The sequence below is a fragment of the Bowmanella denitrificans genome (assembly GCF_002887595.1).
GTDB classification, from domain to species: domain Bacteria; phylum Pseudomonadota; class Gammaproteobacteria; order Enterobacterales; family Alteromonadaceae; genus Bowmanella; species Bowmanella denitrificans.
Genome location: NZ_PEBU01000025.1, coordinates 1 through 15,951 on the forward strand (window position 1 = coordinate 1; position 15,951 = coordinate 15,951).

Here is a 15,951-nt window from a genome sequence, read left to right on the forward strand (position 1 = left end):
GGACGAAGGTCTGCGTTTCGCCATCCGTGAAGGTGGTCGTACTGTAGGTGCTGGCGTAGTATCTAAAATCGTTGAGTGATTCTGATTGCTTAAATGATTGAAAAGGCTCCTTCGGGAGCCTTTTTTGCTTTCATGCACCATGTATTGTGTATGGAATTGACTTGCTGGTGAGGGAAGCTTGTATAACAGTGGTCAACAGGTATAATACCGCACCCTTCTTATGCTTGATTCTTGATTTCAACCTCCCTTGAGCTGAAAGCTATCTTGCGAAGAAGAAATTTAGGGGCGTAGTTCCAATTGGTAGAACAGCGGTCTCCAAAACCGATGGTTGGGGGTTCGAGTCCCTCCGCCCCTGCCAGATATATTAATTTTGTCACAGACAAGATTAATGCGAAGTGCCTGGCACTTGAAAGTCTATAATTTGCGCCAATATGGAGCAATTAAGAAGCCGGCATTACGCAGGCAGGAATGAACAGGTTTCGACACCGAACGGTGCGAAACAGCTAATCGCAGTAATAGGTAAATTGCATGAGCGTCAATACAGAAAACACATCCGGTGCGATGGATTCGATAAAATGGGTACTGGTTATCGGCTTACTGGCTGCAGCTATTGCCGGCAACTATGTATATGAAGAGCTGTCCGTGCTGATTCGCGCAGTGTCTATTGTTGCTCTGGTTGTGATTGCTGGCTTTATTGCTGCCAAGACCGAAAAGGGTGAGCGTTTCCTAACCTTCGCAAAAGAGTCCAGAATGGAAGTGCGCAAGGTGGTATGGCCAACTCGTCAGGAAGCAACACAAACAACAATGATCGTATTGGTTGCGACCGTCATTGTTGCTTTAGTTCTTTGGGGCCTGGATGGCATTCTGGTGCGTCTGGTTTCTTTGGTAACCGGGTTGGGAGTTTAATATGGCTGACAAAAAATGGTACGTGGTGCAGGCTTTCTCCGGTTTTGAAGGCAGAGTTAAGCAATCCCTGAAAGAACATATTAAAATTCACGGCATGGAAGACTACTTCGGTGAAATTTTGGTACCAACCGAAGAAGTGGTTGAAATGCGCGCTGGCCAGAAACGCAAAAGTGAGCGGAAATTCTTCCCAGGTTATGTGCTGGTAGAAATGGAAATGAATGAAGATTCCTGGCACCTGGTTAAAAGCGTACCACGCGTATTGGGATTTATTGGCGGCACTTCTGACCGTCCTGCTCCCATCAGCAAGCGCGAAGCCGATGCGATTCTGAATCGTCTGCAGGAAGCGGTTGATAAGCCCAGACCTAAAACCTTGTTTGAACCAGGTGAAGTTGTACGTGTTAACGATGGCCCATTTGCTGACTTCAATGGCGTTGTTGAAGAAGTTGACTACGAGAAAAGTCGCCTGAAGGTATCCGTATTGATCTTTGGACGTTCCACTCCGGTAGAACTTGAATTTGGCCAGGTTGAAAAAGGCTAGTTTAAGTATCCGTTTGTTCTTGTTAGTGAACTGAAAACGTCTATCCTTCGGTTACTCTGCAACAAACTCAATTTTATTCCCAAGCCGAAAATTGCGCTTTGTGCAAGTTTCGGCTTGAACCAGGCTGTAGATTAAAATATAATCCGCAGCCCTTTTTATTGAACGGGGAGCCGTTTGAGTAAGCATCCTCAATGCTTACGAGGCGTTATACCCACTTTAGAGGTTAAAAACATGGCAAAGAAAGTAAAAGGCTTGATTAAGCTTCAGGTCGCCGCTGGTTCTGCTAACCCCAGTCCACCAGTTGGTCCAGCGTTGGGTCAGCACGGCGTAAACATCATGGAATTCTGTAAAGCGTTTAACGCCAGAACAGAGAGCCTGGACAAGGGTGCACCTACTCCAGTTGTTATTACAGTTTACGAAGACCGTTCATTCACATTTGAGACTAAGACGCCTCCTGCTTCTTACCTGCTGAAAAAAGCGGCTGGTCTGAAGAGCGGTTCTGCCCGTCCAAATACAGATAAAGTTGGCAAGGTTAACCGTGCTCAACTGGAAGAAATCGCCAAAACCAAAGAGCCTGATTTGACGGCCGGCGATTTGGATGCAGCTGTACGTACTATCGCAGGTTCTGCGCGTAGTATGGGTCTGGTAGTAGAGGACTAATTCAAATGGCTAAACTGACTAAACGCATGCGCGTCATCAAAGAAAAAGTTGACGCTACCAAAGAATACGAAATCAACGAAGCCGTTGCTCTGCTGAAAGAACTGGCCACTGCCAAGTTTGCGGAAAGCGTGGACGTTGCTATCAACCTGGGTGTTGATCCGCGTAAATCTGATCAGAACGTTCGTGGTGCTACTGTACTACCTCACGGTACTGGTAAAGACGTCCGCGTAGCAGTATTTACTCAGGGTGCAAATGCCGAAGCTGCTAAGGCCGCTGGTGCCGACATCGTTGGTATGGACGACCTGGCAGAGCAAGTTAAAAAAGGTGAAATGCCTTTTGACGTAGTGATCGCCTCTCCAGATGCCATGCGCGTTGTGGGAACTTTGGGTCAAATCTTGGGCCCCCGTGGTCTGATGCCAAACCCAAAAACTGGCACCGTAACACCAGATGTGGTGACTGCGGTTAAGAATGCCAAGGCTGGTCAGGTGCGTTACCGCAATGACAAGAACGGTATCATTCACGCCAGCATTGGTAAGATTGGCTTCGAAGCCAACCAGATCAAAGAGAACCTTGAGTCTCTGCTGGATGCCCTGAAGAAGGCTAAGCCTTCTACTGCCAAGGGCACTTTCGTGAAGAAAGTTAGCCTGAGCACTACTATGGGTGCCGGCGTAGCTATCGATCAAGCTAGCCTGGCTGGCTAATCAGATAGTTTAAGGTTATGGGTTGGAGCCTTTTCGAAGGCTTCCGTCCAAGACCGCAGGCGCATTCAGGGAGCTCCCGTGAATGCTTAATCTAACAGCCTGCGCAGACGGTGCAGACCCCAGAAGAATTTAGATTCTCTGGTTTCTCACCGTAAATCGCGAGTCGGCACTTGTGTCGGCTATGTGTAGGAAACCAGACGTAAGTCTGGAAGAACCAGGAGTTAAGAGCCAATGGCTATTAAGCTTGAAGACAAAAAGGCAATTGTTGCTGAAGTCAATGAAGCTGCCAAAGGTGCTTTATCTGCGGTAGTCGCAGACGCTCGTGGTGTCACTGTAGGCAAAATCACTACTCTGCGTAAGCAGGCTCGTGAAGCCGGTGTATGGATGAAAGTTGTCCGTAACACTTTGGCCCGCCGTGCAGTAGATGGCACCGAGTTTGAGTGTCTGAAAGATGTATTCGTAGGTCCGACTGTTATTGCCTTTTCTAAGGAGCATCCAGGTGCTGCCGCGCGAATTTTTAAAGACTTCGCTAAAGACAATAAGCAATTCGAACTGAAGGGTGCGGCTTTTAATGGCGAGACCGTTGACTTCGAACTGCTTGCCTCGTTGCCAACATACAACGAAGCAATTGCACGTTTGATGAGCACCATGAAGGAAGCTGCAGCTGGCAAACTTGTTCGCACTATTGCTGCGGTTCGCGACCAGAAACAAGAGCAAGCTGCCTAATTTTATTAGCGGCTTGATTAAGAGTTTAATCGGGAATATTCCCCTTAATTTAGGAATCTGAGAAATGTCAGTGACTAAAGAGCAAATCATCGACGCTATCGCTGAAATGTCTGTAATGGACGTTGTAGAGCTGGTAGCTGCCATGGAAGAAAAATTCGGCGTTTCTGCCGCTGCTGCCGTAGCTGTTGCTGCTGGCCCAGCTGAAGCTGCTGAAGAGAAGACTGAGTTCGACGTAGTTCTGGCTGAGATTGGTGGCAACAAAGTTGCGGTTATCAAAGCTGTACGTGGCGCAACCGGTCTGGGTCTGAAAGAAGCCAAAGACATGGTAGAAGCTGCTCCTAAAGCCATCAAAGAAGGCGTGAGCAAAGAAGAAGCTGAAGCACTGAAGAAAGAGCTTGAAGAAGCTGGTGCTAAAGTTGAAGTTAAATAATCTGTCTGTGGACAGATTATTTGCCTGATTTCAGGCAAAGGCTGGTGATCATTTGATCACCAGCCTTTTTGCGCTGTAGGATAGTCACTTACACCGTTTACTGCCTATCCGTAAATTGCGCACAGGATTGTTTATCAAATACTTTTTCCAAGCCGCTATTTCAGCGCATGGATTTGTATTGTGACTATCCTTGAAACGGTGCTGGAAGTTTGTCTATTGCTCATTTTTCAATGAGTGCAGTAAAGGCAAGTTGGGTCAAAAATCAGCAGGCTGAGGAACCCATGGTTTACTCTTATAGCGAAAAGAAACGTATTCGTAAGAATTTTGGCAAACGCCCGCAGGTATTGGAAATACCTTATCTTCTATCAATCCAACTAGATTCTTTCAAGAAATTCATCGAGATTGATGCGGATGGTCAGTACGGTTTGGAAGCAGCCTTCCGTTCTGTATTTCCAATTAAAAGCTATTCAGGTAACTCTGAATTGCAATATGTGAGCTACCGTTTGGGTGAGCCGGTTTTTGACGTTAAGGAATGTCAAATCCGCGGCGTAACCTACTCTGCTCCATTGCGGGTGAAATTGCGCATGGTGTTGTTCGATAGAGAAGCAGCGCCAGGCACAGTTAAAGATATTAAAGAACAAGAAGTCTACATGGGCGAAATTCCGCTCATGACTGAAAACGGTACATTTGTTATCAATGGTACCGAGCGAGTAATCGTTTCTCAGCTGCACCGTTCTCCCGGCGTGTTCTTTGATCATGATAAGGGCAAAACGCACTCTTCCGGTAAAGTATTGTATAACGCCCGGGTTATTCCTTACCGTGGCTCATGGCTGGACTTCGAGTTTGATCCAAAGGACAACCTGTTTGTCCGTATCGACCGTCGTCGTAAATTGCCAGCGACTATTATTTTGCGCGCCCTGGATATGGGTACAGAAGAAATTCTGGATTTGTTCTTTGAGAAGAACCAGGTGCGTATTACCGCTGATCGTCTGATGATGGATATTGTGCCGGACCGTCTGCGTGGTGAAGTGGCCCAGTTTGATATTCTGGATAAAGAAGGCAATGTGCTGGTTGAGTCCGGCCGTCGTATCTCTGCCCGTCATACCCGTCAGTTGGAAAAAGCCAATATTGCTGAGCTGGAAGTACCGCCTCAGTATCTGGTCGGCAAAGTGGTTGCCCGCAACTACGTGAATGAAGCAACCGGCGAATTGATCATCGGAGCTAACGAAGAGTTGACGCTTGAAGCGTTACTGGCACTGAAGAAAGCCGGCTTTGACAGCTTCGAAACGCTGTATATCAACGAGCTGGATCACGGTTCCTATATCTCTGACACTATCCGTATCGATTCAACCAGCAACCGATTGGAAGCGCTGGTTGAAATTTACCGTATGATGCGCCCTGGTGAACCACCAACGAAAGACGCTGCTGAGACGCTGTTCGACAATCTGTTCTTCTCTGACGACCGTTATGATTTGTCTTCAGTGGGCCGGATGAAGTTCAACCGTCGTTTGGGACGTGATGAGCTGATCGGTGAAGGCACGCTGGACAAAGCCGATATCGTAGCGGTAATGAAGCAACTGATTGCTATTCGTGACGGTAAAGATGAAGTGGACGATATCGACCACTTGGGTAACCGTCGTATTCGTAGCGTTGGCGAAATGGCCGAGAACCAATTCCGTGTTGGTCTGGTACGTGTTGAGCGTGCGGTGAAAGAACGTTTGAGCCTGGGTGACCTGGACAACGTTATGCCTCAGGACCTGATCAACGCTAAGCCGATCTCTGCAGCCGTGAAAGAATTCTTCGGTTCTTCACAGTTGTCGCAGTTTATGGATCAGAACAACCCGCTGTCGGAAGTGACCCACAAGCGTCGTATTTCTGCCTTGGGCCCCGGCGGTCTGACCCGAGAGCGCGCCGGTTTCGAAGTACGTGACGTACACGTTACGCACTACGGTCGTGTCTGTCCTATTGAGACACCTGAAGGTCCAAACATCGGTTTGATCAACTCATTGTCAACCTATGCCCGTACTAACGATTTTGGTTTCCTGGAAACCCCTTATCGTAAAATCGTTGACGGTATTGTGACCGATGAAATTGAGTACCTGTCTGCCATTGAAGAAGGCCAGCACGCCATTGCTCAGGCTAATGCTGAACTGGATGCTGAAGGTCGTCTGGCAGATGAGCTGGTATCCTGTCGTTTCCGGGGTGAATTCACCCTGATGCCGGCCAGTGATATCAGGTATATGGACGTATCACCACAGCAGATCGTGTCTGTTGCTGCCAGCATCATTCCATTCCTGGAGCACGACGATGCTAACCGTGCTTTGATGGGCGCGAACATGCAACGTCAGGCCGTTCCTACCCTGCGTGCTGAAAAGCCATTGGTAGGTACTGGCATGGAGAAAACCATTGCGGTTGACTCTGGTGTAACAGTGGTTGCCAAACGTGGCGGTGTGGTGGATTACGTTGATGCCAGCCGTATTGTGATCAAGGTTAATGAAGAAGAAACCTATGCTGGTGAAGCGGGTATCGATATTTACAACCTGACCAAGTACACCCGTTCAAACCAAAACACCTGTATCAACCAGAAGCCTACTTGTAACGTCGGCGAGCCGATAGTGGCCGGTGATGTACTGGCAGACGGTCCATCCACTGATTTGGGTGAATTGGCACTGGGTCAGAACATGCGTATCGCGTTCATGCCTTGGAATGGTTACAACTTCGAAGATTCGATTTTGTTATCCGAGCGCGTGGTGCAGGAAGATCGCTTTACCACTATCCATATTCAGGAACTGAGCTGTATTGCTCGTGATACTAAGTTGGGGCCGGAAGAAATTACTGCCGACATCCCTAACGTAGGTGAATCTGCCCTGGGTAAACTGGACGAGTCGGGCGTTGTTTACATCGGTGCTGAAGTAAAAGGCGGCGACATTCTGGTTGGTAAAGTAACACCTAAGGGTGAAACGCAACTGACGCCAGAAGAAAAACTGCTGCGCGCTATCTTTGGTGAAAAAGCCTCTGATGTGAAAGACACGTCTTTGCGTGTACCGAACAGCGTGCATGGTACGGTAATTGATGTACAAGTCTTTACCCGCGACGGCGTAGAGAAAGACAAACGTGCCATCGAAATCGAAGACATGCAATTGCGTCAGGTTAAGAAAGACCTGTCTGACGAATTCAACATCCTGGCCGATGGAATATTCTCTCGCGCTCGTAACCTGCTGATTAACAGCGGTGTTGCGGATACCAAGCTGGATAGCCTGCCACGTGAGAAATGGTTCGATCTGACGTTGAAGGACGAAGACGCACAGAATGATCTGGACCAGATTGCCGAGCAGTATGGCGAGATCAAAGATGACTTCGACAAGAAGTTTGAAATGAAGCGTCGCAAGATCACTCAGGGTGATGATCTGGCGCCTGGCGTACTGAAGATCGTTAAGGTGTATCTGGCAGTGAAGCGTATGATTCAGCCAGGTGACAAAATGGCTGGTCGTCACGGTAACAAAGGTGTTATCTCCACCATTATGCCGGTGGAAGACATGCCGTATGACGAGCATGGTCAACCAGTTGATATCGTACTGAACCCATTGGGCGTACCTTCACGTATGAACATCGGTCAGGTACTGGAAACTCACCTGGGTATGGCCGCCAATGGTATTGGTGCCAAGATAGACCGGATGATTAAGGAACAGCAGGAAAAAGCTAAACTGCGCGCCTTTATCAAAGAAGTTTACGATCTTGGTGAATCACACCAGAAAGTGGATATTGACAGCTTCAGCGACGATGAAATCGAACGTCTGGCTGGCAACCTGCGTAAAGGTCTGCCGATTGCCACACCGGTATTCGACGGTGCCAATGAAGCTGAAATCAAGCAGATGCTGAAACTGGCTGACATCCCTGAAGATGGTCAGATCGTGTTGTACGATGGCCGTACTGGTCGCGCCTTTGAGCGTAAAGTGACCGTTGGCTACATGTACATGCTGAAACTGAACCACTTGGTTGATGACAAGATGCATGCCCGTTCCACTGGTTCTTACAGCCTGGTAACTCAGCAACCGCTGGGTGGTAAGGCGCAATTCGGTGGTCAGCGTTTCGGGGAGATGGAAGTGTGGGCACTTGAAGCCTACGGTGCTGCCTACACCCTGCAGGAAATGCTAACTGTGAAATCCGATGACGTGAACGGTCGTACCAAGATGTATAAGAACATCGTGGACGGCGATCACCGCATGGAGCCCGGAATGCCGGAATCCTTCAACGTACTGCTGAAGGAAATCCGCTCACTGGGTATCAACATCGAGTTGGAAGAGAATTAATCCGACTAGGGTATTTAGGGCATGTGGGGAGCCCCTGGGCTCCCCAAGGTTAATGACTCCGCAGGGAGAAAATCGTGAAAGATTTATTGAAGTTTCTGAAGCAGCAGAATAAGACCGAAGAGTTCGACAATATCCGTATCGGTCTGGCTTCACCGGACATGATCCGTTCCTGGTCCTATGGTGAAGTGAAAAAGCCCGAGACCATCAACTACCGCACATTCAAGCCGGAGCGTGACGGCCTGTTCTGCGCGCGTATTTTCGGACCGGTTAAAGACTATGAGTGCTTGTGCGGTAAGTACAAGCGTCTTAAGCATCGCGGCGTGATCTGTGAGAAGTGTGGCGTTGAAGTCACTCTGACCAAAGTGCGTCGTGAGCGCATGGGCCATATTGAACTGGCGAGCCCGGTTGCACATATTTGGTTCCTGAAATCACTGCCGTCCCGTATCGGTTTGATGCTGGATATGACCTTACGTGATATCGAGCGTGTGCTGTATTTTGAAAGCTATGTGGTAACCGAACCTGGTATGACCACACTGGAGCGTTCGCAGCTGCTGACCGAAGAAGAATATCTGGACGCCCTTGAAGAGCATGGCGATGAGTTCGAAGCCAAGATGGGTGCCGAAGCGGTATTCGATCTGCTGAAAGCCCTGAACGTGGATGGCGATGTTGCCTCCATGCGTGAAGAGCTGCCATCGGTTAACTCTGAGACCAAGAAGAAGAAGATCACCAAGCGTTTGAAATTGCTTGAGTCTTTCCAGGCTTCTGGTAACCGTCCAGAGTGGATGATCCTGACCGTACTGCCAGTACTGCCACCGGATTTGCGTCCATTAGTACCCCTGGATGGTGGTCGTTTTGCGACCTCTGACCTGAACGATCTGTATCGCCGGGTGATCAACCGTAACAACCGTCTGAAGCGTCTGCTGGATCTGGCTGCGCCTGATATCATCGTGCGTAACGAAAAGCGTATGCTGCAGGAAGCCGTGGATGCGTTGTTGGATAACGGTCGTCGTGGTCGTGCCATCACCGGTTCCAATAAGCGTCCTCTGAAATCCCTTGCCGACATGATTAAAGGTAAGCAAGGTCGTTTCCGTCAGAACCTGTTGGGTAAGCGTGTTGACTACTCTGGCCGTTCCGTTATCACCGTAGGTCCTACACTGCGCCTGCATCAGTGCGGTCTGCCTAAGAAAATGGCTCTGGAACTATTCAAGCCCTTTATCTATGGCAAGCTGGAAGGTCGTGGCCTGGCCACTACCATTAAAGCCGCCAAGAAAATGGTTGAGCGTGAAGCGCCCGAGGTATGGGACGTACTGGATGAAGTGATCCGCGAACACCCGGTATTATTAAACCGTGCACCTACGTTGCACCGTTTGGGTATTCAGGCCTTTGAACCCACCCTGATCGAAGGTAAGGCGATCCAGTTGCACCCATTAGTGTGTGCGGCTTATAACGCCGACTTCGACGGTGACCAAATGGCCGTTCACGTACCCCTGACAATCGAAGCGCAGTTGGAAGCCCGTGCGCTGATGATGTCTACCAATAACATCCTGTCGCCTGCCAACGGTGAACCTATCATCGTACCTTCTCAGGACGTGGTATTGGGTCTGTATTACATGACCCGTGACCGTGTAAATGGCAAAGGCGAAGGCATGGTGTTCAAAAACGCGCACGAAGCCGAGAAGGCCTATCGTACCGACGTTGCTGAGCTGCATGCCCGAGTTAAGGTGCGGATCCGTGAGTTTGAAGTCGATGAAGCGGGTAATAAAACAGAGAAAGTGACACTGACCGACACCACTGTTGGCCGTGCCATTCTGTCGCTGATTCTGCCACAAGGTCTGCCGTTTGAGTTAATCAACCAAGCCATGGGTAAGAAGCAGATTTCTCGCCTGTTGAACGCCTGTTACCGTACGCTGGGTCTGAAGCATACCGTTATTGCTGCTGACCAAATCATGTACACAGGTTTCCATTATGCGATGATCGCTGGTGCCTCTATCGGTATCGACGACATGGTAATCCCTGATGAGAAAGCCCAGATTATCGATGCTGCTGAAGCGGAAGTAGCCGAGATTCAGGACCAGTTCCAGTCAGGTTTGGTCACCGCTGGTGAGCGTTACAACAAAGTTATCGATATCTGGTCTGCAGCCAACGAGCGCGTATCCAAGGCCATGATGGATAACCTGAAAACTGAAACCGTGATCAACCGTGACGGTGAAGAAGAGCAACAGCCTTCATTTAACTCTGTGTTTATGATGGCTGACTCCGGTGCCCGGGGTAGTGCAGCACAGATTCGTCAGTTGGCTGGTATGCGTGGTCTGATGGCCAAGCCAGATGGTTCAATCATCGAAACGCCCATCACGGCAAACTTCCGTGAAGGTCTGAACGTATTGCAGTACTTTATTTCTACCCACGGTGCGCGTAAGGGTCTTGCCGATACCGCCTTGAAGACAGCGAACTCAGGTTATCTGACTCGTCGTCTGGTAGACGTTGCTCAGGATCTGGTTATCAACAATGACGACTGCGGCACATTCGAAGGGGTGAAGATGACTCCGTTAATCGAAGGTGGTGACGTAGTTGAACCATTGCGCGAGCGTGTTCTGGGTCGTGTGGTGGCTGAAGACGTGATCAAACCTGGTAGCGACGAAGTTCTGGTAGAGCGTAACGTGATGCTGGACGAAGCTCTGGTTGACCTGCTGGAATCGCACTCTGTGGATCAGGTGCTGGTACGGTCTGTTATCACTTGTGACAACGACTTCGGTGTCTGTGCTAACTGTTACGGTCGTGATCTGGCTCGCGGTCATCTGGTGGGTACCGGTGAAGCAGTGGGCGTTATTGCCGCCCAGTCAATCGGTGAACCAGGTACACAGCTGACCATGCGTACCTTCCACATCGGTGGTGCCGCTTCAAGAGCGTCTGCCGAAAACAGCGTACAGGTAAAGACTGTCGGTAGTTTGAAACTGCATAACGCCAAGTACGTGCGTAATGCTGATGACAAGGTAGTGATTGTTTCCCGTTCCACCGAAATCACGGTAATTGATGATCAGGGCCGTGAGAAAGAGCGCTACAAAGTGCCTTACGGTGCTGTATTGGCGGTAGATGACGGCGCCAAAGTGGCAGCTGGTGACATCGTCGCTAACTGGGATCCGCACTCGCACCCGATCATTACTGAGCGTCAGGCTAAGATCAGCTTTGCCGACGTTGATGACAGTAACACAGAGATGCAGCAGGATGAGCTGACCGGTCTGACCCGTATCGTGGTTAAAGATCTGTCCAAGTTCAACGCCAAAGAGCCTAAGCTGATTCTGGAAAGTGCTGAAGCCGGTTTGCAGGAAATTCGCCTGCCAAGCTTTACCACTATTGAAGCTACCGACGGCACAGTGGCAAGAGCCGGTGACGTGTTAGCCCGTATACCGCAGGAAAGCTCGAAGACCCGCGATATCACGGGTGGTCTGCCAAGGGTTGCCGACTTGTTCGAAGCGCGTAAGCCCAAAGAGCCAGCTATTCTGGCCGAGGTTTCCGGTACCATTAACTTTGGTAAGGAAACCAAAGGTAAGAAGCGCCTGGTGATTGTGCCTGAACAAGGCGAAGCTTATGAAGAGATGATTCCTAAGTGGCGTCAGCTGAACGTGTTTGAAGGTGAAAAAGTGGAACGCGGTGAAGTGATCTCCGACGGTCCAGAATCACCTCATGACATTTTGCGTCTGCGTGGTATCAGTGCGGTATCCAACTATATCGTTAACGAAGTACAGGACGTTTACCGTCTGCAGGGTGTAAAGATCAACGACAAGCACATCGAAGTGGTTATTCGTCAGATGCTGCGTAAATGTTTGATCACCCACCCAGGTGACAGCAAGTTCCTGGAAGGCGAGCAGGTAGAAGTATCGCACGTTAAGATCGCTAACCGTCAGTTGGAAAAACAGGGCAAGATCCCGGCTCAGTATGAAACCCAGTTACTGGGTATCACTAAGGCGTCCTTGTCTACCGAGTCGTTTATTTCTGCGGCCTCGTTCCAGGAAACTACCCGCGTACTGACCGAAGCGGCTGTACAGGGCAAGGAAGACGATCTGCGCGGCTTGAAAGAAAACGTTATCGTTGGCCGACTGATCCCTGCTGGTACCGGTTTTGCCTACCATCAGAAACGTCAGCGCAGAAGACTGGAGTCCATGATGATGGAAGATCCGTCTGTATCTGCGGCGCAGGCTGAACAGGCGCTGTCTGAGGCACTCAATGCCGAAGTCGGTGATGACGAATCCGAAGATTAAACCCTTTGCCAGGGCCTGCCGTAAGGCAGGCTTGGGTTGACAGGTTAATCTTTGGTCTATAGAATTCCGCGACCCTTTTTCAGGGTTGCGGTTTTTTTATTTGCACGGATGTGAATAAGCTGCAGCGGCAGGACGGCCAAATGCAGCAACACGATAGCTATTCATCAGCTAAGCTGAAGGATCAGCAATCGTTTTCGATTTTTCAGTAGTAGTTATTTTTATCAGGAGCTAGTTAATGGCAACAGTTAACCAGTTGGTGCGTAAGCCCCGCGCGAAGGTCGCTGAAAAAAGCAATGTACCTGCGCTGCAAGCTTGCCCCCAGAGACGTGGCGTATGTACTCGCGTATATACCACCACTCCAAAGAAACCGAACTCTGCATTGCGTAAAGTATGCCGTGTTCGTCTGACTAACGGTTTCGAAGTCAGTTCATACATTGGTGGCGAAGGTCACAACCTGCAAGAGCACAGCGTTGTACTGATCCGTGGTGGTCGTGTTAAAGACCTGCCAGGTGTTCGTTACCACACTGTTCGCGGTACTTTGGACTGCGCCGGTGTTAACGCTCGTAAGCAAGCCCGTTCTAAGTACGGCGCGAAAAGGCCCAAGTCCTAACGGTTCTCCGTTTAGTAAGGCCAAACTAAAGTTTTAATTGAGAGTTTTGGGTAATCCCTGAATTCAACGGAGAAAGAAGATGCCTAGAAGAAGAGTCGTAGGTCAACGTAAAATCCTACCTGATCCTAAGTTCGGATCACAATTGCTTGCCAAGTTCATGAACGTTGTCATGCTGGACGGCAAAAAATCTACTGCTGAAAAAATCGTATACGGTGCACTCGACATCGTTGCCGAGAAAACCGGCAAAGCACACCTGGATGTGTTCGAGGACGCCCTGGATAATATCCGTCCGTCTGTGGAAGTTAAATCCCGCCGTGTTGGTGGTTCTACCTATCAGGTGCCTGTAGAAGTGCGTCCTGTCCGCCGTAATGCCCTGGGCATGCGTTGGTTAGTGGAAGCTGCCCGTAAGCGTGGTGAGAAATCCATGGCTCAGCGTCTGGCCGCTGAAATGCTGGATGCCAGTGAGAATAAAGGCTCTGCGGTTAAGAAGCGTGAAGACGTGCACCGTATGGCTGATGCCAACAAGGCGTTTGCTCACTACCGCTGGTAATCGAGAGAGGAAGCTATGGCTCGTAAGACACCAATTGAGCGCTACCGTAATATCGGTATCTGTGCTCACGTGGATGCGGGGAAAACTACCACTACCGAGCGCGTACTCTTCTATACTGGTTTATCGCATAAAATCGGTGAGGTCCATGATGGCGCAGCCACCATGGACTGGATGGAACAAGAGCAGGAGCGTGGTATCACTATCACCTCTGCTGCCACCACCTGTTTCTGGTCCGGTATGAACCAGCAATTTGAACAGCACCGCGTCAACATTATTGATACGCCGGGACACGTTGACTTCACTATCGAAGTTGAACGTTCCTTGCGCGTGCTTGATGGCGCTGTGGTGGTGTTCTGCGGTTCGTCCGGCGTGGAGCCTCAATCCGAAACAGTTTGGCGTCAGGCTGACAAGTATCGTGTACCGCGTCTGGTGTTCGTCAATAAGATGGACCGGGCCGGTGCCGACTTCGGGCGCGTGGTCAAACAGATCCGCAATCGCCTGGGCGCTACCTGTGTGCCTATCCAACTTAACATCGGTGCTGAAGAGAACTTCAAAGGCGTTATCGATCTGCTCAAGATGAAGGCGATTAACTGGAACGAAGCGGACCAGGGCATGACTTTCACCTATGAGGATATCCCGGCAGAGTTGCAGGCCCAGGCCGAGCAGTTCCGTATGGAAATGGTCGAAGCTGCCGCCGAAGGCTCTGAAGAGCTGATGGAAAAGTATCTGGAAGGCGGTGAACTGTCGGAAGAGGAAATCAAACAAGGTTTGCGTACCCGTACGCTGAACAATGAAATCGTACTGGCTACCTGTGGTTCTGCCTTTAAGAATAAAGGTGTACAGGCTGTGCTGGATGCGGTGATTGATTTTCTGCCCGCGCCGGTAGATGTACCAGCTATTAAAGGCCATCTGGATGATGCAGATGAGTCTTTGGCTGAACGACACGCTGACGACAACGAGCCGTTTTCTGCCCTGGCATTTAAAATTGCCACGGACCCCTTTGTCGGTACCCTGACATTCTTCCGCTGCTATTCCGGCGTGGTGAATTCAGGCGACACCGTATATAACTCGGTAAAAGCCAAACGTGAACGTTTTGGCCGCATCGTGCAGATGCACGCCAACAGCCGCGAAGAGATCAAAGAAGTGCGTGCCGGCGATATCGCCGCTGCCATTGGGCTGAAAGATGTCACCACCGGGGACACATTATGTGACCCGAACAACATCATTATTCTTGAGAAGATGGACTTCCCTGAGCCGGTTATTGCGGTTGCTGTGGAACCCAGGTCTGTTGCTGATCAGGAAAAGATGGGCATCGCGTTGAGCAAGCTGGCTGCAGAAGATCCTTCCTTCCGGGTCAAAACGGATGAAGAATCAGGTCAGACTATTATTTCCGGTATGGGTGAACTGCACCTGGATATCATAGTTGATCGCATGAAGCGCGAGTTCAAAGTGGAGTGCAGCGTGGGCAAGCCCCAGGTTGCTTACCGTGAAACACTGCGTAAGGCAGTGGAAGTGGAAGGCAAGTTCGTCCGTCAATCTGGTGGTCGCGGTCAGTTTGGTCATGTATGGCTGAAGATCGAACCTCAGGAAGAAGGGGCGGGCTACGAGTTTGTTAACGCCATTGTGGGTGGTGTTATTCCTAAGGAATACATCCCGGCTGTTGACAAAGGGATCCAGGAGCAGATGCAAAATGGTGTGCTGGCTGGCTATCCCATGCTCGACGTGAAGGTAACTCTCTTCGATGGTTCCTATCACGATGTTGACTCTTCTGAAATGGCGTTTAAGATCGCAGGCTCGATGGGCTTCAAGAAAGGTGCTGCCCAAGCGAACCCTGTGTTGCTTGAGCCGCTGATGAAAGTGGAAGTCACGACGCCTGAGGATTGGATGGGTGATGTGGTCGGCGACCTGAACCGTCGTCGCGGTATCATCGAAGGTATGGAAGACGGTATAGCCGGAATTAAGATAGTGCGTGCAAAAGTGCCACTGTCCGAAATGTTTGGTTATGCCACCGACCTGCGGAGCGCAACCCAGGGCCGAGCATCCTATTCCATGGAATTCTTTAATTATGCTGAAGCCCCAAGTAATGTGGCCAATGCAATTATTGAAACTAGAAAATCTTAATGAAGGTCTGGTCCGGTAATCTGTCCCAAGCAGGGGGCCGGACTTTTAACTTAGGAACTTAGTAAAATGGCAAAAGAAAAGTTTGAACGTACGAAACCGCACGTAAACGTAGGCACTATCGGCCACGTTGACCACGGTAAAAC

The 15,951-nt window shown here is 49.9% G+C and carries 12 protein-coding genes, 1 tRNA gene and 1 pseudogene; all 14 read left to right on the forward strand.

Translation table 11 applies throughout. From position 1 onward, the window contains the following. Nucleotides 1–79 (forward strand): EF-Tu C-terminal domain-related protein (locus CSR04_RS24240; RefSeq protein WP_216362623.1); only part of this gene is annotated, 79 nt, incomplete at its 5' end. Between the two features lie 202 nt (nucleotides 80–281). After that, nucleotides 282–358, forward strand: a tRNA-Trp gene (locus tag CSR04_RS24245). Between the two features lie 170 nt (nucleotides 359–528). Further along, nucleotides 529–906, forward strand: coding sequence for a preprotein translocase subunit SecE (gene secE / locus CSR04_RS24250; protein ID WP_102798942.1), 378 nt, complete (start codon nucleotides 529–531; stop codon nucleotides 904–906). A gap of 1 nt (nucleotide 907) precedes the next feature. Then, the gene (gene nusG, locus CSR04_RS24255; RefSeq protein WP_102798943.1) at nucleotides 908–1,444 is read left to right on the forward strand and encodes a transcription termination/antitermination protein NusG; all 537 of its coding nucleotides are present in this window, start codon (nucleotides 908–910) and stop codon (nucleotides 1,442–1,444) included. Nucleotides 1,445–1,675: 231 nt separating this feature from the next. After that, entirely contained in the window at nucleotides 1,676–2,104 is a 429-nt protein-coding gene (gene rplK, locus CSR04_RS24260; RefSeq protein ID WP_102798944.1) for a 50S ribosomal protein L11, read from the forward strand. A 5-nt stretch (nucleotides 2,105–2,109) separates the two neighbouring features. Next, nucleotides 2,110–2,805, forward strand: a complete 696-nt coding sequence (gene rplA / locus CSR04_RS24265) for a 50S ribosomal protein L1 (protein WP_102798945.1) — start codon at nucleotides 2,110–2,112, stop codon at nucleotides 2,803–2,805. Nucleotides 2,806–3,036: 231 nt separating this feature from the next. Continuing rightward, nucleotides 3,037–3,531: a 50S ribosomal protein L10 gene (rplJ, locus tag CSR04_RS24270; protein ID WP_102798946.1), complete on the forward strand. Its 495-nt coding sequence runs from the start codon at nucleotides 3,037–3,039 to the stop codon at nucleotides 3,529–3,531. Nucleotides 3,532–3,595: 64 nt separating this feature from the next. Continuing rightward, the gene (gene rplL, locus CSR04_RS24275; protein ID WP_102798947.1) at nucleotides 3,596–3,961 is read left to right on the forward strand and encodes a 50S ribosomal protein L7/L12; all 366 of its coding nucleotides are present in this window, start codon (nucleotides 3,596–3,598) and stop codon (nucleotides 3,959–3,961) included. A gap of 281 nt (nucleotides 3,962–4,242) precedes the next feature. Next, entirely contained in the window at nucleotides 4,243–8,271 is a 4,029-nt protein-coding gene (gene rpoB / locus CSR04_RS24280; protein ID WP_102798952.1) for a DNA-directed RNA polymerase subunit beta, read from the forward strand. Nucleotides 8,272–8,345: 74 nt separating this feature from the next. After that, the gene (gene rpoC, locus CSR04_RS24285) at nucleotides 8,346–12,527 is read left to right on the forward strand and encodes a DNA-directed RNA polymerase subunit beta' (RefSeq protein ID WP_102798948.1); all 4,182 of its coding nucleotides are present in this window, start codon (nucleotides 8,346–8,348) and stop codon (nucleotides 12,525–12,527) included. 235 nt (nucleotides 12,528–12,762) lie between these two features. Further along, complete coding sequence (gene rpsL, locus CSR04_RS24290) at nucleotides 12,763–13,137, forward strand: 30S ribosomal protein S12 (RefSeq protein ID WP_102798949.1); 375 nt, start codon at nucleotides 12,763–12,765, stop codon at nucleotides 13,135–13,137. A 79-nt stretch (nucleotides 13,138–13,216) separates the two neighbouring features. After that, entirely contained in the window at nucleotides 13,217–13,687 is a 471-nt protein-coding gene (gene rpsG, locus CSR04_RS24295; protein ID WP_102798950.1) for a 30S ribosomal protein S7, read from the forward strand. Nucleotides 13,688–13,702: 15 nt separating this feature from the next. After that, nucleotides 13,703–15,808, forward strand: coding sequence for an elongation factor G (gene fusA, locus CSR04_RS24300; protein WP_102798951.1), 2,106 nt, complete (start codon nucleotides 13,703–13,705; stop codon nucleotides 15,806–15,808). Nucleotides 15,809–15,874: 66 nt separating this feature from the next. Then, nucleotides 15,875–15,951, forward strand: a pseudogene (locus CSR04_RS24305) (GTP-binding protein); the annotation flags it as partial.

Excerpts from the sequence above, each read along its gene's own strand:
- secE (WP_102798942.1), top strand. The coding sequence starts at position 529 with ATGAGCGTCAATACAGAAAACACATCCGGTGCGATGGATTCGATAAAA.
- nusG (WP_102798943.1), top strand. The coding sequence starts at position 908 with ATGGCTGACAAAAAATGGTACGTGGTGCAGGCTTTCTCCGGTTTTGAA.
- rplK (WP_102798944.1), top strand. The coding sequence starts at position 1,676 with ATGGCAAAGAAAGTAAAAGGCTTGATTAAGCTTCAGGTCGCCGCTGGT.
- rplA (WP_102798945.1), top strand. The coding sequence starts at position 2,110 with ATGGCTAAACTGACTAAACGCATGCGCGTCATCAAAGAAAAAGTTGAC.
- rplJ (WP_102798946.1), top strand. The coding sequence starts at position 3,037 with ATGGCTATTAAGCTTGAAGACAAAAAGGCAATTGTTGCTGAAGTCAAT.
- rplL (WP_102798947.1), top strand. The coding sequence starts at position 3,596 with ATGTCAGTGACTAAAGAGCAAATCATCGACGCTATCGCTGAAATGTCT.
- rpoB (WP_102798952.1), top strand. The coding sequence starts at position 4,243 with ATGGTTTACTCTTATAGCGAAAAGAAACGTATTCGTAAGAATTTTGGC.
- rpsL (WP_102798949.1), top strand. The coding sequence starts at position 12,763 with ATGGCAACAGTTAACCAGTTGGTGCGTAAGCCCCGCGCGAAGGTCGCT.
- rpsG (WP_102798950.1), top strand. The coding sequence starts at position 13,217 with ATGCCTAGAAGAAGAGTCGTAGGTCAACGTAAAATCCTACCTGATCCT.
- fusA (WP_102798951.1), top strand. The coding sequence starts at position 13,703 with ATGGCTCGTAAGACACCAATTGAGCGCTACCGTAATATCGGTATCTGT.